This is a genomic window from Actinomycetospora sp. CA-101289 (assembly GCF_050955895.1).
Taxonomy (GTDB): domain Bacteria; phylum Actinomycetota; class Actinomycetes; order Mycobacteriales; family Pseudonocardiaceae; genus Actinomycetospora.
On sequence record NZ_CP192093.1, the window covers coordinates 467,608 to 487,540 of the forward strand.

At 73.9% G+C, this 19,933-nt stretch carries 17 protein-coding genes; 11 read left to right on the forward strand and 6 right to left on the reverse strand.

Going from position 1 to position 19,933, the window contains the following annotated elements:
- Positions 1-115: 115 nt before the first annotated feature.
- Together ACQPX6_RS02280 and ACQPX6_RS02285 are read left to right on the forward strand one after the other, a co-directional pair.
- Positions 116-985, forward strand: a complete 870-nt coding sequence (locus ACQPX6_RS02280) for a helix-turn-helix domain-containing protein (RefSeq protein WP_433785135.1) — start codon at positions 116-118, stop codon at positions 983-985.
- A 77-nt stretch (positions 986-1,062) separates the two neighbouring features.
- Positions 1,063-1,242, forward strand: a complete 180-nt coding sequence (locus ACQPX6_RS02285) for a DUF397 domain-containing protein (protein WP_433785136.1) — start codon at positions 1,063-1,065, stop codon at positions 1,240-1,242.
- Positions 1,243-1,316: 74 nt separating this feature from the next.
- Here the strand turns inward: ACQPX6_RS02285 and leuA are convergent, their stop codons facing one another.
- Positions 1,317-3,128: a 2-isopropylmalate synthase gene (leuA, locus tag ACQPX6_RS02290; protein WP_433785137.1), complete on the reverse strand. Its 1,812-nt coding sequence runs from the start codon at positions 3,126-3,128 to the stop codon at positions 1,317-1,319.
- 317 nt (positions 3,129-3,445) lie between these two features.
- On the opposite strand from leuA, the gene ACQPX6_RS02295 reads away from it, so the two are divergent.
- From ACQPX6_RS02295 to ACQPX6_RS02320, 6 genes are all read left to right on the forward strand, one after another.
- Positions 3,446-3,805, forward strand: a complete 360-nt coding sequence (locus ACQPX6_RS02295; RefSeq protein WP_433785139.1) for a hypothetical protein — start codon at positions 3,446-3,448, stop codon at positions 3,803-3,805.
- 92 nt (positions 3,806-3,897) lie between these two features.
- Complete coding sequence (locus ACQPX6_RS02300; protein ID WP_433785140.1) at positions 3,898-5,163, forward strand: aspartate kinase; 1,266 nt, start codon at positions 3,898-3,900, stop codon at positions 5,161-5,163.
- Positions 5,164-5,166: 3 nt separating this feature from the next.
- Positions 5,167-6,219: an aspartate-semialdehyde dehydrogenase gene (locus ACQPX6_RS02305; protein WP_433785141.1), complete on the forward strand. Its 1,053-nt coding sequence runs from the start codon at positions 5,167-5,169 to the stop codon at positions 6,217-6,219.
- A 60-nt stretch (positions 6,220-6,279) separates the two neighbouring features.
- A complete protein-coding gene (locus ACQPX6_RS02310) occupies positions 6,280-6,834 on the forward strand; it encodes a Fur family transcriptional regulator (protein WP_433785142.1) in 555 nt (184 codons plus the stop codon).
- Complete coding sequence (locus ACQPX6_RS02315) at positions 6,831-8,309, forward strand: catalase (protein ID WP_433785143.1); 1,479 nt, start codon at positions 6,831-6,833, stop codon at positions 8,307-8,309. The genes ACQPX6_RS02310 and ACQPX6_RS02315 overlap by 4 nt, the downstream gene beginning before the upstream one ends.
- Positions 8,310-8,409: 100 nt before the next feature.
- The gene (locus tag ACQPX6_RS02320; protein WP_433785145.1) at positions 8,410-8,886 is read left to right on the forward strand and encodes a Dps family protein; all 477 of its coding nucleotides are present in this window, start codon (positions 8,410-8,412) and stop codon (positions 8,884-8,886) included.
- A 79-nt stretch (positions 8,887-8,965) separates the two neighbouring features.
- Here ACQPX6_RS02320 and ACQPX6_RS02325 read toward each other — a convergent pair whose 3' ends face one another.
- Positions 8,966-10,837: a S9 family peptidase gene (locus ACQPX6_RS02325; protein ID WP_433785146.1), complete on the reverse strand. Its 1,872-nt coding sequence runs from the start codon at positions 10,835-10,837 to the stop codon at positions 8,966-8,968.
- An 82-nt stretch (positions 10,838-10,919) separates the two neighbouring features.
- On the opposite strand from ACQPX6_RS02325, the gene ACQPX6_RS02330 reads away from it, so the two are divergent.
- Positions 10,920-11,711, forward strand: coding sequence for an SAM-dependent methyltransferase (locus ACQPX6_RS02330; RefSeq protein ID WP_433785148.1), 792 nt, complete (start codon positions 10,920-10,922; stop codon positions 11,709-11,711).
- Between the two features lie 31 nt (positions 11,712-11,742).
- Positions 11,743-12,474 carry an enoyl-CoA hydratase gene (locus ACQPX6_RS02335; protein ID WP_433785149.1) on the forward strand — a complete coding sequence of 244 codons (732 nt, stop codon included), beginning with the start codon at positions 11,743-11,745 and terminating at the stop codon, positions 12,472-12,474.
- On the opposite strand, the gene ACQPX6_RS02340 is transcribed toward ACQPX6_RS02335, so the two are convergent.
- Positions 12,471-13,934 carry an HAD-IB family hydrolase gene (locus ACQPX6_RS02340; protein WP_433785151.1) on the reverse strand — a complete coding sequence of 488 codons (1,464 nt, stop codon included), beginning with the start codon at positions 13,932-13,934 and terminating at the stop codon, positions 12,471-12,473. The two genes, ACQPX6_RS02335 and ACQPX6_RS02340, sit on opposite strands and share 4 nt — an antisense overlap.
- On the reverse strand, positions 13,921-16,296 hold the full coding sequence (locus ACQPX6_RS02345) for a glycerol-3-phosphate 1-O-acyltransferase (RefSeq protein ID WP_433785153.1): 2,376 nt from the start codon (positions 16,294-16,296) through the stop codon (positions 13,921-13,923). Before ACQPX6_RS02345 ends, ACQPX6_RS02340 begins: the two co-directional genes overlap by 14 nt.
- 199 nt (positions 16,297-16,495) lie before the next feature.
- On the opposite strand from ACQPX6_RS02345, the gene ACQPX6_RS02350 reads away from it, so the two are divergent.
- A complete protein-coding gene (locus ACQPX6_RS02350; RefSeq protein ID WP_433785154.1) occupies positions 16,496-17,509 on the forward strand; it encodes an alcohol dehydrogenase in 1,014 nt (337 codons plus the stop codon).
- A gap of 4 nt (positions 17,510-17,513) precedes the next feature.
- Here the strand turns inward: ACQPX6_RS02350 and ACQPX6_RS02355 are convergent, their stop codons facing one another.
- Both ACQPX6_RS02355 and ACQPX6_RS02360 read right to left on the reverse strand, forming a co-directional pair.
- Entirely contained in the window at positions 17,514-18,548 is a 1,035-nt protein-coding gene (locus ACQPX6_RS02355; RefSeq protein ID WP_433785155.1) for a hypothetical protein, read from the reverse strand.
- A gap of 65 nt (positions 18,549-18,613) precedes the next feature.
- Positions 18,614-19,858: a hypothetical protein gene (locus ACQPX6_RS02360; RefSeq protein ID WP_433785156.1), complete on the reverse strand. Its 1,245-nt coding sequence runs from the start codon at positions 19,856-19,858 to the stop codon at positions 18,614-18,616.
- Between the last annotated feature and the right edge of the window lie 75 nt (positions 19,859-19,933).

Consider the following 19,933-nt stretch of genomic DNA (forward strand, 5'->3'; position numbering starts at 1 on the left):
CTGTGCAATTGCAGGCAACGATTGCGTGACGACATGGCCGTCTGCGGTCTACCGTGTACGGACCGATGCCGGCCGGGGGGAGCCGGCGCCCGCGCCCGACCCCGGAGGCGTCCGCATGACCTGGTCACCCGGCCCCGTGGTGACCCGTCGCCGCCTTGGTGGCGAGCTCCGGCGGCTGCGCGAGGGCGCGGGCCTGAAGCTCGAGGACGTGGCGCGGCGGCTCGAGTGCTCGCCGTCGAAGATCAGCCGGCTGGAGAACGGCAAGGGCGTCCCGCGCTGGCGCGACGTGCGGGACATGCTCGACGTGTACGCCGTCGCGGAAGACGGCCACCGTGATCGTCTCCTCGAGTGGGCGCGCACCGGCCGCGCACCGACGTGGTGGCAGGCCTACGCCGACGTCCTCCCGCCGGGCTTCGACACCTACGTCGAGCTCGAGTGGGACGCGGCGCGCATCGTGGCCTACGAGCCCTACGTGGTGCACGGACTCCTGCAGACCGCCGACTACGCACGCGCCGTGCTCCGCAGCAGGTGGGACGGGGTCTACTCGACGTCGCAGGTGGAGCGCCTCGTCGAGGTCCGCCTCAAGCGGCAGGAGGCGCTCGCGCAGGAGCACGGGCTCGACTTCCACTGCATCCTCGACGAGTCGACGCTCTACCGCGGGGTCGGCTCGCCGGAGGTCCTGCTCGCCCAGGTGCAGCACCTGGTCGACGTCGCCGAGGCCGACCACGTGGACCTGCGCGTCCTGCCGTTCTCCGCCGGCCTCGTCGCCGCGAGCCGGAGCCCGTTCGCGAAGCTCGAGTTCTCGGCCGGCATCGAGCACGGGATCGTGCACCTCGAGAACGCCGACGGCGCGTCGTTCCTCGCCGACCCGGGCGAGCTCGCGGCCTACGAGTCCCGGCTGGCGACGCTCGACCAGGTCGCGCTCTCCGAGCCCGAGTCCATCCCGCTCATCGAGCGGGCGGCGCGATGGATCCGGGACGGGTGAACCTGCACCACGAGGAGCGCCCGGACGTATCGGTTGCGGCCGCCTGTCGTTTCTCGAGAGTGGATCAGCGCGCCGTCGTGACCAGCAGCTTCTGCACCGACGGCGGGTGCGTCGGCGTCGCGATCGAGGCGGGCGAGGTCCGGGTCGTCGACACCAAGTCCGGCGACGCCCCGGCCCTGCGGTTCACGCCCGCGGAGTGGGCGGCGTTCGTGGCCGGCGTCAAGGCGGGCGAGTTCGACCTGCCCGGCTCGCCCTAGAGATCTTGCTCCGACTTCGGTGACGAACCCCGCGCCTAGCGCGGGATCCGCCACCGAAGTCACGAGCGGGACCGTCAGCGCATCGCGCGGTTGACCGCCGACACGACGGCCTTGAGCGACGCGGTCAGGATCGAGCTGTCGATCCCCACGCCCCAGACCTCGGTGTCGCCCACCGCGGCCTCGACGTAGGCGGCGGCGCGGGCGTCGTCGCCGGCGGACATGGCGTGCTCGGCGTAGTCGAGGACGCGGACGTCGTAGCCCACCGAGGCGAGCGCGTCGACGAACGCCGCGATCGGGCCGTTGCCGACGCCGGTGACCTCGTGGATGTCGCCCTCGACGCGCAGCGTGGCCTCGAGCTCGGCCTTGCCGTCGTCGTGGGTGGCGACGCGCGAGCGCACGAGCTCCAGCGGGACCCGGCGCTGCAGGTACTCCTCGACGAAGATGTCGTGCATCTCCTTGGCCGAGACCTCGCCGCCCTCGGTGTCGGTCTGCTCCTGCACCCGGCGCGAGAACTCGATCTGGAGCCGGCGCGGCAGCTCCATCTGGTGCTCGGTCTTCATGAGGTAGGCGACGCCGCCCTTGCCCGACTGCGAGTTGACCCGGATGACCGCCTCGTACGTGCGGCCGACGTCCTTCGGGTCGATGGGCAGGTACGGGACCTCCCACGGGTGCTCGGCCACCTCGTGCCCGGCGTCCGCGGCCTCGGCGGCCATCGCCTGCAGGCCCTTGTTGATCGCGTCCTGGTGCGAGCCCGAGAACGCGGTGAACACGAGGTCGCCGCCCCAGGGGTGGCGCTCGGGAACGGGCAGCTGGTTGCAGAACTCGACGGTGCGGCGGACCTCGTCGATGTCCGAGAAGTCGATCTGCGGGTCGATGCCCTGGCTGAACAGGTTCATGCCCAGGGTCACGAGGCAGACGTTGCCGGTGCGCTCGCCGTTGCCGAACAGGCAGCCCTCGACGCGGTCGGCCCCGGCCTGGACGCCCAGCTCGGCGGCGGCCACGCCGGTGCCGCGGTCGTTGTGGGGGTGCAGCGACAGGATGATCGAGTCACGCCGGGCGAGGTTCCGGTGCATCCACTCGATGGAGTCGGCGTAGACGTTCGGGGTCGCCATCTCCACCGTCGCCGGCAGGTTGACGATCATCGGGCGCTCGGGCGTCGGCTCCCAGACGTCACCGACGGCGTCGACGATCTCCTTGGCGTAGGAGAGCTCGGTGCCCGTGTAGGACTCCGGCGAGTACTGGAAGCGCCAGTCGGTGGCGGGCCGCTTCTCGGCCTCGGCGCGGACGTGCGCCGCCCCGTCAGTCGCGATCTTCGTGATCCCGTCGCGGTCGGAGCGGAAGACGACGCGGCGCTGCAGGATCGACGTCGAGTTGTAGAGGTGCACGACGGCCGAGTGCACGCCCTCGAGCGACTCGAAGGTGCGGGTGATCAGCTCGGGCCGCGCCTGCGTCAGCACCTGGATGCGGACGTCGGCGGGGATCGCGCCCTGCTCGACGATCTCGCGGACGAAGTCGAAGTCGGTCTGCGAGGCGGCCGGGAAGCCGACCTCGATCTCCTTGTAGCCCATGCGTACGAGCAGGTCGAACATGCGGCGCTTGCGGGCCGGGGACATCGGGTCGATCAGCGCCTGGTTGCCGTCGCGCAGGTCGACCGCGCCCCACAGCGGCGCCTTCTCGATCACCTTGTCCGGCCACGAGCGGTCGGGCAGGGAGACCTTCTCGACGAGGTCGGCGAAGGGCTGGTAGCGGTGGACCGGCATGCGGCTGGGCCGCTGGGTGTTCCACGCGGGCTGGTCCGCCGGGATGTCGCCGTCGGGATGGACGACGGTCGAGCGGATGTCGGCGATCGGTTCGTCGCTCGCCGTCGCGCCGGGGATTATGCTCATGGGTTGTCGCGCTCCTGGATCCTGCAGCACTGCGAGGGATGGCGACCGGCAGCGCGCATCACCCGCGGCGAGGGGCCGGTCTGTTCAGACCCCGCCGCGGCGGCGAAGGAGCAGGCTCGTCGGGAGCGACGGAGCTGCGGGCGCGGAGAACATCGTGGTCACGGTAACGCCGCGGGGACACCTCCCGGTACCCCGGCTCCCCGAGCGGGGGTCGCACGGGCCGCTGATCATGGTGCTGACCTGCGACGACGGGGGTGCGGTGACCGAGGTCGCACGCCCGGCTACCGACGCGTCAACGGCCGTGCCATGATGCCCACATGGCGCAGGATGCGAGCTCGGACACGGCCGAACAGCGGCGTTCCCACACCTCGGAAGACCTCCGTGCGCTGGCCCGGAAGGTCCTCACGGTCGCCGCGTCGGTGATCCGGGTCCTCACCGTCATCTTCGCCGCGATCCTGGTGGTCCACGTCGTCCTCTCGGTGGCGGGCGCCAACCCCTCGAACGGCATCACGGTGTTCTTCCGCGACCTCGCGTCCAACCTGACGTTGGGCATCGGCGACCTGTTCCTGCCGGCCAGCGAGTCGCTGCGCATCATCCTCAACTTCGGCCTCGCGGCCGTGGTGTGGATCGCGATCGGCATCGTCGTCTCCAAGCTGCTCAACGCCCTCGCGCCGTAGGGCCGCGTGGGTGGCGGCGACCACCTCGTGACCCGGCGCGCCTCCGATAGGGTCGGACGAACAGTTCGGCCCGCAGGTGGAGGTCAGTCGCGGTGGCACTCGTCGTCCAGAAGTACGGCGGCTCGTCCGTCCAGGACGCGGAGCGCATCCGCCGGGTGGCCGAGCGGATCGTGCGCACGGGCAAGGACGGCCACGACGTCGTCGTCGTCGCCTCGGCCATGGGCGACACCACCGACGAGCTGACCGACCTCGCGATGCAGGTCCACCCCAGCCCGCCGCTCCGCGAGCTGGACATGCTGCTCACCTCCGGCGAGCGCATCTCCAACGCGCTGCTGGCGATGGCCATCAATGCCCAGGGCGGCCGGGCGCGCTCGTTCACCGGCTCGCAGGCCGGCATGATCACCACCGGCAAGCACGGCGACGCGCGGATCGTCGACGTCACCCCGGGGCGCATCCACGCCGCCCTCGCCGAGGACCACATCGCGCTCGTCGCGGGGTTCCAGGGCGTGAGCGCGGACTCCCGGGAGATCACCACCCTGGGTCGCGGCGGCTCGGACACCACGGCGGTGGCCATGGCCGCCGCCATGAAGGCCGACATCTGCGAGATCTACACCGACGTCGACGGCGTCTACTCGGCCGATCCGCGCATCGTCCCGGACGCGAAGCTGCTCGAGACCATCACCTACGAGGAGATGCTCGAGATGGCCGCGTGCGGGGCCAAGGTGCTGCACCTGCGCGCGGTCGAGTACGCGCGCCGCGAGGGCGTCCCGCTGCGGGTGCGCTCGTCGTACAACGACAAGCCCGGCACGACGATCGTCGGGTCGATCGAGGAGCTCAGCGTGGAACAGGCCGTCCTCACCGGCGTCGCGCACGACCGATCCGAGGCCAAGGTGACCGTGGTCGGCGTGCCCGACCAGCCCGGCTTCGCGGCGCGGATCTTCCGCGCGCTCGCCGACGTCGACGTCAACATCGACATGGTGCTGCAGAACGTCTCGCACCTGAAGACGGGCAAGACCGACGTGACGTTCACGCTGCCGGTCAAGGACGGCCCCCGCGCCGTCGACGCCCTCGCGGCGGTGCAGGCCGAGGTCGGGCACGAGGACGTCCTCTACGACGAGCACGTCGGCAAGGTGACGCTGGTCGGGGCGGGCATGCGCAGCCACCCCGGTGTCACCGCCACGTTCTGCGAGTCCCTGGCCGAGGCGGGCGTGAACATCGAGATGATGAACACCTCGGAGATCCGCATCTCTGCCCTCCTCCGCGACACCCAGCTCGACGACGCCGTCCGCGCGCTGCACGCCGCCTTCGAGCTGGGCGGCGACGAGGAAGCCGTCGTCTACGCAGGAACGGGGCGCTGACCCATGACCACGCTCGCCATCGTCGGCGCGACCGGGGCCGTCGGCTCCGTCATGATCGACATCATCGACGCGCGCGAGACCGTGCCGTGGAGCGAGATCCGGCTGATCGCCTCCCCGCGGTCGGCGGGCCGGCGCCTGCGGGTGCGCGGGGAGGAGATCGAGGTCGTCGCCCTCTCGCCCGAGGCGTTCGACGGCGTCGACATCGCGATGTTCGACGTCCCCGACGCCGTCAGCGCCGAGTGGGCGCCGGTGGCCGTGTCGAAGGGCGCCATCGCGGTCGACAACTCCGGGGCCTTCCGCATGGACCCCGAGGTCCCGCTCGTGGTGCCCGAGGTCAACGCCGAGGCGGCGCACACGCGGCCCAAGGGCATCGTGTCCAACCCGAACTGCACGACGCTGTCGATGATGGCTGCGCTCGGCGCGCTGCACCGGACGTTCGGGCTGCGCGAGCTGGTGGTCGCGAGCTACCAGGCGGCGTCCGGCGCGGGCCAGGAAGGCATCGATCGGCTGCAGGCCGAGCTGTCCGCCGTCGCCGGCAAGGACGTGGGCAACCGCCGCGGCGACGTCGCCGAGGCCATCGCCGCGGCCGGGCTGCCGTCCGACTCGCCGTTCCACGCGCCGCTCGCGCTCAACGTCGTGCCCTTCGCGGGCTCGCTGCGCGACGGCGGGTGGACCTCGGAGGAGCTCAAGGTCCGCAACGAGTCGCGCAAGATCCTGGGCCTGCCCGAGCTCAAGGTGTCGGCGACCTGCGTGCGCGTGCCCGTCGTGACCACGCACTCGATCGCCGTGCACGCCACCTTCGAGGGCCCGGTGGACGTGGCGACCGCCCAGCAGGTGTTCGCCGCCCAGCCCTCGATCGTGCTGGTCGACGAGCCGGAGGCCATGCGCTTCCCGTCGCCGGTCGACGTCGTGGGCGAGGACCCGACGTACGTGGGCCGGGTGCGCCAGGCCCTCGACTTCCCGAACACCCTCGAGTTCTTCGTGTGCGGCGACAACCTGCGCAAGGGCGCGGCGCTGAACACCTACGAGATCGCCGAGGAGCTCGTGCGGGCCTGAGGGGCGCCCACCCCCGCTTTTCTTGACTCGTTCCAGTCTCGGTGGGACGGTGAGGTCACCATGACCCCACGCACCGGTGCCGAGGACGGCCTCGCGACGCCCTCCGCGGACCCACGCCACCACGTGGCCGATCCGCGGGCGCGTCTGCGCGCGGCCGGTCTGCGCGTCACGGCCCCGCGCCAGGCGGTGCTGGGCGTGCTCGGCGAGCACCCGCACTCGACGGCCGACGCCGTCGCGTCCGCGGTCCGGCGCCGGCTGGGGTCGGTGTCCACCCAGGCCGTGTACGACGTCCTCGCCGCGTGCGTGGACGCCGGACTGGTCCGCCGCATCGAGCCCGCGGGCTCGGCGGCGCGGTACGAGACGCGCACCGGCGACAACCACCACCACGTGGTGTGCCGGGCGTGCGGCGCCACCGCCGACGTCGACTGCGTCGTCGGCGAGCCGCCGTGTCTCACGCCGTCCGACACGGGCGGCTTCGTCGTCGACGAGGCCGAGGTCGTGTTCTGGGGCACCTGCCCGTCCTGCGCCCTCCGCGGCGCGGACGACGGGGCCGTCCGGCCGGGCGTCCGCCGCCCGGTCGCGGCGCTGCACGACAGCCACCACCACGAGAGGTGAACGTGAGCAACTACGCCACCGACGACGCCGGTATCCCGGCTCCGAGCCACGAGTTCTCCGCGACGGTCGGGACCGACGGTCCGCTGGTCCTGCAGGACCACTACCTGATCGAGCAGATGGCGAACTTCAACCGGGAGCGCATTCCGGAGCGCCAGCCGCACGCCAAGGGCAGCGGCGCGTTCCTGCAGTTCGAGGTCACGCAGGACGTCACGGCGTACACGAAGGCCGCCGTGTTCCAGCCCGGCGAGACGACCGAGGGGATCATCCGGTTCTCCACCGTCGCCGGCGAGCGGGGCAGCCCCGACACCTGGCGCGACCCGCGCGGCTTCGCTCTCAAGCTGTGGACCCGCGAGGGCAACTGGGACATGGTCGGCAACAACACGCCGGTCTTCTTCATCCGCGACCCCATGAAGTTCCAGAACTTCATCCGGTCGCAGAAGCGCCTGGCCCGCAACGGCCTGCGCGACCACGACATGCAGTGGGACTTCTGGACGCTCTCGCCGGAGTCGAAGCACCAGGTCACGTGGCTCATGGGCGACCGGGGCATCCCCAAGGACTGGCGCCACATGAACGGCTACTCCAGCCACACCTACATGTGGATCAACGCCGCCGGCGAGGAGTTCTGGGTCAAGTACCACTTCAAGTCGGACCAGGGCGTCGAGTGCCTGACCGAGGAGGAGGCCGGCCGCCTCGCGGGTGAGGACGCCGACTACCACCAGCGCGACCTCTACGAGGCCATCGAGCGCGGGGAGTTCCCGAGCTGGACCCTCCACGTGCAGATCATGCCGTTCGAGGACGCGAAGACCTACCGGTTCAACCCGTTCGACCTGACCAAGGTGTGGCCGCACAGCGACTACCCCCTGCAGGAGGTCGGGAAGCTGACGCTGAACCGGAACCCGGAGGACTACCACACCGAGATCGAGCAGGTCGCGTTCGAGCCGAACAACCAGCCCCCGGGGCTGGCGCTGTCGCCGGACAAGATGCTGCTCGCCCGCGGGTTCTCCTACGCGGACGCGCACCGCGCCCGCCTCGGGGTCAACTACAAGCAGATCCCGGTGAACGCCCCCCAGGGCACCACGGCGCACGCCTACACGGTCGCCGGCGCCATGCGCGTGCAGAACGTCAAGGACCCGGTCTACGCCCCCAACACGAAGGGCGGCGCGCAGACCACCGAGACGATCCAGCCGCCGACCTGGTACTCCGACGGGCAGATCCAGCGCGCGGCGTACGTGCCGCACGCCGAGGACACCGACGAGGTGCAGGCCCGCACGATGATGCTCGAGGTCTGGGACGACGACCAGCGCGACCGCTTCGTCGAGAACGTCTCGGGCCACCTGTCGAAGGGCGTCGGCGACGACGTCCTCGAGCGCGCGTTCGACTACTGGAAGTCGATCGACCAGGGCATGGGCGAGCGCGTCGAGGCCCGCGTCCGCGAGCTGACCGGCAAGGAGCAGAAGGTCCTCAGCCAGAGCTGAGCCCGCGCTGACGGAGCAGCTCCCGGAACAACCGCGACCCGTCCCGCGCTGTACGCGGGGCGGGTCGCTGGTTTCCCGCACGAAGGAGGAACACCACCGCATGGCCACCGCACCGATCTCGAGTCCCCTGCCCGACGAGGCCCAGCAGGCCGTCGGCGCCGTGCTGCAGGACAGCCTGGCCGACTTCGTCGACCTGTCGCTGACCGCGAAGCAGTGGCACTGGAACGTCGTGGGCCGCAACTTCCGCGAGGCGCACCTGCACCTCGACGAGCTCGTCGACCTCGCGCGGCAGTACGCCGACGAGGTCGCGGAGCGCGCCGCCACCCTGGGCGTCTCACCCGACGGGCGCGCGGAGACCGTCGCCAAGAGCAGCGGGCTGCCCACCACCGACGAGGGCTGGCACCAGGTCGACGACGTCAACGCCGCCGTCGTCGAGACCCTCGCGCAGCTCATCGCGCGCATGCGCGAGCGCATCGCGGTCACCGATGAGCCCGACCCGGTCACCCAGGACCTGCTCATCGCCCAGACGGCCAAGCTGGAGGAGGCCCACTGGATGTGGCAGGCCAAGACGGCCTGACGCACCGGTCTCCACCACGGCACCACCACACCGCCGGCCCGCCCGCGTCCCTCGCGGGCGGGCCGACGTGTGCCCCGGGTCAGGCGGGCACGGGCAGGCCGAGGGCGCGGCGGGCGAACGCGATCTCGGCGACCGTGTGCTTGAGCGTCTCGGCGACCACCAGCGAGCCGTGGCCCGCGTCGTAGCGCACCATCGCGTACTCGCGGCCGCGCTCGGCGAGCGCGTCGAGGTAGTTGTCGATCTGGCGGATCGGGCAGCGCGGGTCGTTCTCGCCGGCCAGCACGAGCACCGGCGCCCGCACCGCGTCGACCCACGTGAGCGGGGACGCCTCGGTGTAGCGCTCGGGCACCTCGTCCGGCGCTTCTCCGAACAGCGAGCGGTCGAACGCGCGCAGCGGCTCCATCTCGTCCTCGTACGCCGCGAGGTAGTCGGCCACGGGCACGCCCGCGCAGCCCACGGCCCAGCGCTCCGGCTGGCGGCCCAGGCCCAGCAGCGTCAGGTAGCCGCCCCACGACCAGCCCTCGAGCACGCAGGCGGCCGGATCGGCGAGCCCCGACGACACCGCCCAGTCGTGCACCACGGCGACGTCCTCGAGCTCCGTCGTGCCCGGGCGCCCCTCGATCGCGTCGCGCCACGCTGAGCCGTAGCCCGACGAGCCGCGGTAGTTGACGTGCACCACCGCGAAGCCGGCGTCCACCCACACCGCGCGCACCGGTGACCAGCGGTCCTCGTCCGCCGCCTGCGGCCCGCCGTGGATCATGAACACGGTCGGGACCGGCCCGGTGGTGCCCGCAGGCCGGGTCCACAGCGCGTGCACCGGCCCGGCCGGTCCGTCGACCCACGCGTCCTCGAGGGCGACCGAGGGCTCCGGCCGGTCCCCGGGCGGGGCGAGCAGCTCGATGTCGGTGCCGTCGGGGCGCAGCGCCCGCACCGACGACGGGTACGCCGCCGACGACCACCCGTACTCGACGGTGCCGTCGGGACGCACGTCGGCGCCGCCGACCGATCCCGCGGCCGTCGGCAGGTCGCTGAGCTCGCCGGTCGCGAGGTCGTAGCGGTGCAGCGTGGTGCGCCCGGCGCGGGTGTGGGCGACGAGCAGCGCGGTGGCGTCCGGGTAGAAGCCGGCCGAGAGGTCGCCGGGCAGGTCGATGTCCACCTCGGTCTCGGTGTCGGTGGCGAGGTCCCAGATCAGCAGCTCGTCGCGGCCACGGCGCTCGTGGCCCACGAGCAGGCGCTGGTCGCCCTCGACGGGCGCGAACTCGATCGGGTCGAGGCCCTTGCCCTCGCCGTCGTGGCGCTCGCCGACGCTGCTGCCGTCCGCGACCCGCACGACGCGCACCGCCGGGTGGCGCGAGTCCCCGTGCTCGGCGTGCGAGATCGCCAGCAGCGTCTCGTCGCGCGAGAGCGCCCCGACGCCGGCGTCCTCGGTGTGGGTGTAGATCACGCGGGCCTCGCCGAACCCGCTGCCGCCGTCCTCGCTGACCGCCAGCGTCGAGCCGTCGTCGGTGGACCAGCCCACCGCGACCGTGCGACGTCCCAGGTCGAGCCCGGCGGGGTAGCCCGGGGCGGCGCCCGCCACCGCCGGCGTGGCCCCGTCGGCGCCGGCGTCGAACGGCTCGCGGACCCACACCCCGAACTCGTCGCCGTCGGTGTCGTCGAACCACCAGATCGCGGTGCCGTCGGTGCTCAGCGTGCCGCCGCGCGTGCCCTGGGGCCGGTCGGTGACGCGGCGGTGGGCGTCGGTGGCCCGGTCCCAGGCGTAGATCTCCCAGGTGCCGGTGGCGTTGGACGAGTAGACGCTGCGATCCGGGGCATCCCGCGCCCAGTCGGGGACCGACACGCGCGCGGCCGTGAACCGGCCCCGCCAGCGGCTCTCGGCGGCGTGGTCGGCGAACAGGACGTCGGGGATCTCCGGAACGGGGTCCTGGCGGCGGGCCGGCGGCGGGTTCATGACCCGGATCCTGCCCGTCGGTGTGCCGGGTCCGCCTCGGGGACCTGTTCGTGGGAGAGGATGCGCACCGGGGGGAGGGACCGTGACCGATCTCGAGCCAGAGGACGAGGAGACGCCGCCGAACATGGCGCGCGTGTTCGACCACTACCTGGGGGGCACCGACAACACCGTCGTCGACCGCGAGTTCGCGGCCGAGGTGGACCACGTGTTCCCGGCCATGGGTGACCTGTGCCGCGGCCACCGCCGGTTCTCGGCGGCCGTCGTCGACCGCTGGTGCGCGCAGGGCATCGACCAGTTCCTCGAGCTGGGCGCCGGACTGCCGACGATGGACCACGTGCACACCCGGGCGCGCCGCGTGCACCCCGGCGCGCGGGTGTCGTACGTGGACACCGACCCGCTCGTCGTCGTCCACGCCCGCCGCGTCGTCGCCGGGCTGGACGGGGTGGCGGTCCTGGAGGCCGACGCGGGCGACGCGCAGAAGGTGCTCGCGGCCCCCGAGGTGCGCGACGTGCTCGACCTCGGGCGACCGGTCGGCCTCCTCGCGGTCGCCGTCCTGCACTACCTCACCGACGCCGTCGCCGAGACCGCGATGCGCGACTACCGGGCCGCGCTCGCGCCGGGCAGCGGGATCGCCGTCTCGCACCTCACCGGCGTCGCCCGCCCCGACATCCACGGGTGGGCCACCATGAACCACAGCGGCTGGAGCTACGCGCCCCGCCTGCGCGACCCCGAGGACATGGACCCCTGGCTGGCGGGCACGGAGCTCGAGGGTCCGGGGTGGGTGTCCGCGCCGCACTGGACGCCCGACGGCCCGGCGCCCGGCCCCGCGGAGACCGGTAGCGGCCTGTGGGGTGTGGTCGCGCGCGTGCCGTGACGCCGGGGATGATCGCGGCCGTGATGACCCCGTGATCGGCACCCACCGCCACGACGCCGGCGTCCACGAGATCCGGCTCGACCGCACCGAGCGGCGCAACGCCCTCGACACCGCCCACTGCCGCGACCTCCACGCGGCGGTCGACGCCGCGGTCGACGAGGGTGCCCGGGTGCTGGTGCTCAGCGGGGAGGGCACGGCGTTCTGCTCGGGGGCGGACCTCGACACGGTCGGCGACCACGACTTCCTCGCCGCGCTCTACGCGATGCTGCACCGGCTCGCCGAGGTCCCGGTGCCCGTGGTCGCCGCGGTGCACGGGCCCGCGATCGGCGCCGGCACCCAGCTCGCGCTCGCCGCCGACCTGCGCGTGGTCGACGCCGCCGGGGTGTTCGGCCTGCCGACCGCCGCGCTCGGGCTCGCCGTCGACCCCTGGACGGTGCGCCGGCTCGCGCTCATCGCGGGCGGCGGCGCGGCGCGGCGGATCCTACTGGCCTGCGAGCGCCTCGACCACGACGCCGCCCGCGCCGCGGGTCTCGTCGACCGCGTCGGCGACCGGGAGACCGCCCTGGCCTGGGCCGCCGAGATCGCCGCGCTCGCACCGCTGACGCTCGCCTACAACAAGCTCGCCGTCGCCCGCCTGCTCGAGGACGCGCCGGTGCCCGACGAGGTGGCCGCCGCGTTCGACGCCTGCTGGGCCAGCGAGGACCTCGCCGAGGGTCGCCGCGCGCGGGCGGAGAAGCGGGCGCCGGTGTTTCGAGGTCTCTAGTCCTCGCCCGGCCAGTGCGCCAGCGTGTGGATGTAGCGCTGGCGCACCTCCTCGATGCGCTCGTCGAGGTCCTCGCGGGTCCAGGACGACACGTCGATGGGCGGCAGCACGGCCACCTGCACCACGCCAGGGTGGATGATCATGGCGTTGCGGCTCATCAGCTCGCCGGTGTTGCGGAACACCAGGGGCACGATCGGCACGCCGGCCTGCATGGCGAGGTGGAACGCGCCCTTCTTGAACTTGCCGGGCGTCGGGGTGGGCGAGCGGGTGCCCTCGGGCGCGATGACGATCGAGGTGCCCTCCCGCAGGCGCTCCACCGCGGGCTCGAGGGCCTTGCGGGCCTGGGCGTTGTCGGCGCGGTCGATGAACGCGGTCTCGAGCAGGCGCATGAGCCCGCCGAAGAGCGGGTCGTTGGCCAGCTCCTTCTTCGCCACCGGGGCGAAGTTGCCGCGCAGCAGCCCGCCGAGCACGAGGACGTCGAGCTGGCTCTGGTGGTTGAACAGGAAGACCGCCGGCTGGGCCTCCCAGATGTGCCGGGCGCCGTGGACGTCGAGGGCCACCCCCGAGGCCATCAGCGACAGGTCCCCGCCCAGCCCGATGCCGAGGTTGAGCCCGGCGCGCCGCGAGCCCCCGAGCAGCCCGAGCCCGAGGCCGGTGGCGAAGCCGCCCATCATCCCCGCGAACGTCGCGGCGGTGCGGGCGATCTCCAGCGGCGTGGTCCAGGGGCGGCCGCCGAAGTCGAGGGCGGGCCAGCCGCGCTCGGCGGCGGCCCGCCGCAGGCCCGCCGACGGGTTCACCGCGGCGGGGTGGGCGACCGTGCCCAGGAACGGCACGTCCTCGCCGCCGTTGGAGTAGGCGAAGCTCTGGTCGAGGTCGACGTCGTGCGCGGCGGCGAACTCCTTGACCGCCGCGGCCTTGCCCTCGCCGTAGGGGGAGCGGCCGTCGGGGCGCCCGGTGAGCGTGCCGTCCTCGCCGACCTCGACCGCGGTGTAGATCGTGTGGTCGACGCCGAGGGCCTTCGCGGCGGGCTCGACCTGGAAGCGCGTCGCCGAGCTGGCCAGCACGACCGTGTGGCCCTTCTCCAGGTGCGCGCGCACCAGCCGCCAGGCCTCGGGGTAGACGCTCGGCCCGATCTCGTCGCGGAAGAGCTGGTTGCCCAGCTTCTCCAGCTCCTCGGGCGTGCGCCCCGCCCAGGTGCGCAGCGTGATGCCGAGGAACTTGCGGAAGTCCTCCTCGCCGTGCAGGCCCTGCCACCCGCTGGCCAGCGTCTCCAGCGTGGTGCGCGGGTGGAAGTCGAGGTTCTTGACGTGGTGGAGCATGAACGAGGTCACCGAGTAGCCGGCGATGACCGTGCCGTCGAAGTCGAAGAACGCCCCGACCTGCGGCCCGTCGGGGGCGGCGGCGACGGCGTCCATCAGGTCAGCAGGGGTGACCTGGGTGGTGTTCTCAGGGTCGGACACCCGCGGACTCCTGTCGGTTGGTCGCGTCGGTCTCGTCGATGGCCACGACCCGTTCCACTACCCCGCGGACCTCGGCGGCGAACGCGCGCCGCCGGGTCGCGAGGTCGGGCTCACCCTCGCGGGCGGCGCTGCTCGGGGCCAGCAGCCCGCGGTTGCTGGCCAGGCGCACCGCCGACGCGAAGAGCTCGCGGGACAGCGACTCGGGCCCGTGCAGCTTGCCCTGCAGGAGCAGCTGCTGCCCGACGGCGGCGCTGCGGTCGAGCAGCGCGTCCTCGTCGACGGGGGTGTCGGGGTCGTGCTCGGCGAGGCGCTCGGCCACCACCCACTGGGCGTCGACGAACGAGCGCAGCACCCGGTGCGCGCAGAGGAACCGGCTCTGGAGCAGCAGCTTGCGGGTGCGGGCGACGTCGCCGTCGTCGGTGCGCCAGTCGGGGTCGATGAGCGTGAGCTCCTGGATCAGCTCCGCGCGGAAGGTCTCCTTGTCGGGGAAGAAGAACTCGTACTTGAGCAGGTCGCGCAGCCCCAGCGCCGCCTGGAAGCCGCGGGCGAGCGCGTCGCGGCCGGTGAGGTCGCCGACCTCGAGGATCGACAGCTCGACGATCGCGCGGTTGACGAAGTGGTGGATCGCCGAGTTGCGGTAGAACGCCGCGACGATGTGGTGGCCGGGCTCGATGGAGAACACCGGCTCGGAGCCCTCGGTGTAGGCGCTGACGACCTTCTCGCGCCGCAGGGACAGCAGCGCCTCGGCCACCCCGCCGTTGGTGCGCAGCGACTCGACGCCGGTGTGGGGCAGGCCGCGGGCGTCGACGTAGTCGAGCACCGGCTCGACGACCCGGCGCACCTGCGACAGCGTCAGGGCGCGGTCGCGGACCCCGAGCAGCGCGAGCGCCGCCAGCGCGATCGGCGTCACCGGCGTCACGCGGTTGATGCGGACGAACACCTCGAACGCGGTCTTCTGCAGCGCCAGGCGGCGGGCCGGTGAGTCGTCGACGGCGCTGTGGGGGTCCTCGGACGGGCGGGCGTCCAGCGCCGGGTCGTGGGACGCGTTGAGCGCCGAGCGGAGCGACAGCGGCTCGCCGAAGCTGACGTGCACCCCGCCGACGGGACGGCGCTGTGCGCGGGCGTAGCCCATGAGCCAGCGCAGGCCCTCCGGCGTCTTGGCGGCCCCGGTCTGCTCGGCCGCCATCTGGTGAACCTCCTGCAGCTGGTCGTGGATGATCGACACGGGCACGAGGTAGACGTCCTCGGTGCGTCGGGTCTCCACGGCACTGGCCACGTCGGAGAGCAGGCCGTACTTCGGCGGGCGCAGCTTGCCGGTGCGGGTGCGCCCGCCCTCCATGTACCACTCGAGGTTGAAGCGCTTGGCGCACAGCCACGAGAAGTACTCGCGCACCACGGCCTTGTAGACCGGGTCGCCGCCGAAGCTGCGGCGGATGAAGATGATGCCGCTGCGCCGGGCGAGCTGCTCGAGCCCGATGATGCGCAGGTTGTCGCCGCCGAGCACGTGGTTGCGCGGGAAGTCGTTGCTGCGCAGCACGTCGGCCAGCACGAACGGGTCGGTGTAGGACCGGTGTGACGGCAGGAAGACCAGCGCGTGGTTGGCGTTGAGCTCGCGCAGCGGCTCGAGGCCCGCCGTGTCGGCGTGCACCGTCCACGCCTTCTGGTGCATCGGGCGCAGCACGCCGGAGAACAGGTCGACGGCGGCGGGGTCGAGCGACGCGACGATGCTCTCGAGGTCGGTGGCGGCCTCGGTCGCGACCTCGTCCTCGGGCCGGCCCGTGGTGGCGGCCAGGCGGCGGATCTCGCGGCTGAAGTGCGCGGACCCGACGATCTGCCCGGCGACCTCGCGCGGCACCTTGAACCGGTTGCCCGTGAGGGCCCGCTCGGCCCGGTCGAGCGCGAGCGTCGCCTGGCGGGCGACGAAGCGCACGAAGTCGGCGGTGTCGGGCTGCGCGCGCTCGCGGCGGTGGCGGCGCAGCAGCTCGCGGACCGTCGCCGGCCGGCCGACGACGACGCGGTGGTGGTGCGGGCCCCGGCGGGCGGCGCGGGCGCGGGATCGCAGCGCCCAGCCGCGGGTGAGGACGTCGGCGAGGCGCAGCAGCGTGCGGTCGGGCTCGGGGTCGGGCGACCACACGACGCGCACCGGCACGAGCAGCGGGTTGTCGCCGCGGGTGAGGCGCGAGGCGAGCTGCTCGCCCTCGGCGGGGAGCACCTCGAGGCCGCGGCCGTTGCGCCCCTTGCGGGCGTCGGCGAGCCAGCGGTCGATCATCCGCCGCTCGATGGTGGACGGGGCGTCGACGAGGACGACCAGGGACCGCTCACCCGCGTCGGGGAGCACGGCCGTCTCGTCCTGCGTGCTCACGCGGCCCCTCCTTCACGACGCCGCGGGCCCGGACGTCCCCGCTCCTGGTCGTCGCGACCTTACCCGTTGGGGTGGCCCGGCGACCGGCGGTGAACGGGGGTCCCCCACCGGACCACCCGCGTGGCTGCGGGGGTGCCCGGGTACGCATCCGACGACCGGTTGAACGACGAACGGAACGGGGGCACAACAGGTGCCGACGATGCGCGCAGTCCAGGTCACGCAGCCCGGGGGCGACCTCGAGCTCGTCGAGAGGGACGTGCCGACGCCCGGCCGGGGCGAGGTCCGCGTCCGGGTGCAGGCCTGCGGGGTCTGCCACAGCGACATGTTCGCCAAGGAGGGCGTCATGCCGGCGACGCCCTTCCCGATCATCCCCGGCCACGAGATCGTCGGGGTGGTCGACGAGGTCGGTCCCGACGTCCTCGGCCACTGGAGCACCGGCGACCGGGTCGGCGTCGGCTGGTTCGGCGGGGCGTGCCACCACTGCGACCCCTGCCGCCGGGGCGACTTCATCACCTGCGAGAACGGCCGCATCCCCGGCGTGACCTTCGACGGCGGCTACGCCGAGGCGGTCGTCGTCCCCGCGGACGCGCTGGCGCGGGTGCCCGAGGAGCTGTCGTCCGAGGAGGCGGCGCCCCTGATGTGCGCGGGCGTGACGACCTACCACGCGCTGCGATCCAGCCCGGCGCGCGCGGGCGACCGCGTCGCGGTGCAGGGCGTCGGCGGGCTGGGCCACCTCGGCATCCAGTTCGCGGCGCGGATGGGCTTCGAGGTCGTCGCGGTGTCCCGCGGCCGGGAGAAGGAGGACCTCGCGCGCAAGCTCGGCGCGCACGCCTACATCGACAGCGAGGCCGGCGATCCGGGGCAGGCGCTCGCGGAGATGGGCGGCGCCACCGTCGCCCTGGCCACCGCCACGAGCGGCGAGGCGATCTCCGCGCTGGTCCCGGGCCTGGACCGGCGCGGGCAGCTCCTCGTCGTGGGTGCCGCCGAGAGCCCGCTGCAGATCGAGGCCATGAGCCTCATCGGGCCTGCCGCCGGGGTCACGGGGCACCCGTCGGGCACGTCGATGGACTCCGAGGACACGCTGCGCTTCGCGCGGCTCACCGACGTCCGCCCGATGATCGAGACGCTGCCGCTGGAGCGGGCCGCCGAGGCCTACGACCGGATGATGGCGAACGACGCCCGGTTCCGGATGGTGCTGACCACGGGGCAGTAGGTCCCTAGGCGGGCGCGGTGAAGCCCCGCGCGATGCGGGTGAACTCCCAGGGCGCCTGGTCGATGCCGCTGCAGTCGTCGGTCTCGTCCTCGGTGCCGGGGCAGGAGCCGTTGTCCCGGGCCACGGCCCAGAACCCCACGCCGCCGTAGCCCGCGGCGCGCGCGTCGTCCACGACGGCGCGCGCGTCGGCGGGCGTGGTGGTCATGTCCATGTCGTTGCGACCGAGCATGAACGTGATGCCGGTGCGTCGTCGCACGTCGGCGGGCTCGCTGCCGGGCCAGACGCCCTCGAGCTGGCCGACGGCCGTGCGGGCGGCGCCGATCATGGCGCCGGCCCAGGTGCCGCCCCCGTACGAGTAGTTCATGACCATGAGGTTGACCCGCGCCGCCACCCCGGCCGCCGTGGTCTGCCGGACCAGCTCCTGCGCGTCGGCCGACAGGCCCTCGTCGACACCGTCGATCTGCACGGTCAGCGTGACGCGGGTGCCGCGCTCGCGCTGGAGCAGCGCCAGCGCCTCGGCGATGCGGCGCACCGACACCTCGCGGCCGCGGTCGGTCTCGACGTCGACGTCGAGGTGGTCGGTGCCGACGACGTCGAGGGCCGTTCCGTAGGCGCGCGCCAGCGACGGCGCGTCGGGGCAGGCGGCCTCGAGGTAGTCGCCGATCGCGCCGCCCGAGGACACGGTCATCGTGCCGCCGCGGGCCTTGAGCGCCGCGATCCGTTGGCCCACCGCGGGGTCGGCCAGGGGCGTCGTGCCGCCCCAGGTGGGCGCGCACGCCCCGTCCTCGCCGGCGAGGACGAACGCGAGCACGACGTCGGCCTGCCCGGTGGCGTCGGCCATGTCGGTCAGGGCCGGCAGTGGCGGGGTGGTCAGGTCGACGTAGGGGGCGACGCCGACCGTCGGCAGCGGACCCTCCGGCGCGGTGACGCCCGGGCGCCGCGGGGCGTCCCCGCCCGTGCCGCCGGCGGCGAGGGAGTCGGCGAACGCGGGCGACGGGGTCGGCGTCTCGCCCGTGACCACGGGCCCGGTGACCAGCACCGCGACGACCGTGGCCAGCAGGACCGCGCGCAGCGACGGACGGACCGTCCTGCGGCGGGCGCGACTCAGGTGTCGGCGGCGTCGTCGTCGGCGGCGCCGCCGTTCTGTTCCACCGGGGGCTGGGGCTGGGTCTCGGCGACCCGCTGGGGGGCGACGTCCTGGGCCGGCGGGACCACGGGCTGGGCCGGGGCGACGACGACCGCGCGCGGCGTGGTGCGCGGCGCCCGGGCCGCCGTGGAGCGCGGGGCGCTGCGGGTGGTGGAACGCGCGGCGCGGCTGGTGGTGGTCGGCTCGACCTCGGCCACCGCGCGGGCCTCGACGGGCGGGGCGGCCAGGGGGGCCGCGGAGGGCGCGGACGCCGGCAGCAGGGTCGGCGACGCGGTCGGGCCCACGGGACCGGCCACCGCGCCGACGGCGACCACGCCGACGTACGAGGCGCACACGGCCGTCGCGGCGATCGCCACGGTGCGGAAGCGCCGGGCCCGGCGGCCGGTGCGGTCGGCGAACACGGGCTGGCCCAGGACCTGGGCCGCGGGCGCGACGGGGACCGCGCGCTCGGGGCGGGGCTCGGGACGGAGCTCCGGGTGCACGGCGACCGCGGACTCGGCGGACTCGCCGGCGGCGGCACGCCGGCCGGCCGCGCGGGCGGCGATCTCGGCGGGGTGGGAGCGCCGGGCGGCGGGCTTGCGGGTCGTCGCGGCCGGGGACGCGTTCGGCGTCGGCCGGGGGGTGGGCGCCGAGGTGGGGGTGACCACCGTGGCGACCGGGGCCGCGGGCGTCGGGGCGGCGGTGACCGGGGCGGCACGGTGTACGGCGGTCGCGGGCCGCGCGGGGAGCGGAAGCTCGGGCCGGGGAGGGAGGGGCGGCGCGGGGCGGACGGTAGAGGTCACGGTCGACGCGACCGCGCTCGGGGCGACGGGGACGCGCGGGGCGGCGGGGCGCGGTGCGACCGCGGCGGTGCGCGGCTCGGGCGCGACGCGGGGCGTGGGGACCGCCGTGTGCCGGGACGCGGTGCGCGGGGCGGCGGTGGCCAGGGCGGCCGCGGACGTCGTCCCGGTGGTCATGCCGGCCCAGGGCAACGCCGCCGGGCTCGCGTCGGCCAGCAGGTCGGCCAGGCGGGGCGTGCGGCGGGACTCCTCGCCGGCGCGGACGTCCTCGGGGACGGCGCGCAGGTGGCGGCCCGTCGACGCCGGGCGCGGCGTCTCCTCCGCGGCGCGGCGCGCGTGGCGACCGCTGCCGGTCGCGGCGCCGGTGGGCGCCGAGGCGGCATGGCGTCCGGTGGGCGGGTGCGGTGCCCGTCCGTGTTCCATGGTGTCCCCGATCCGTGTGACAGCCCCCCGACAGGGTGATCCGAGAGAGGCATCGTCCGCCGACATCGTGTCGTT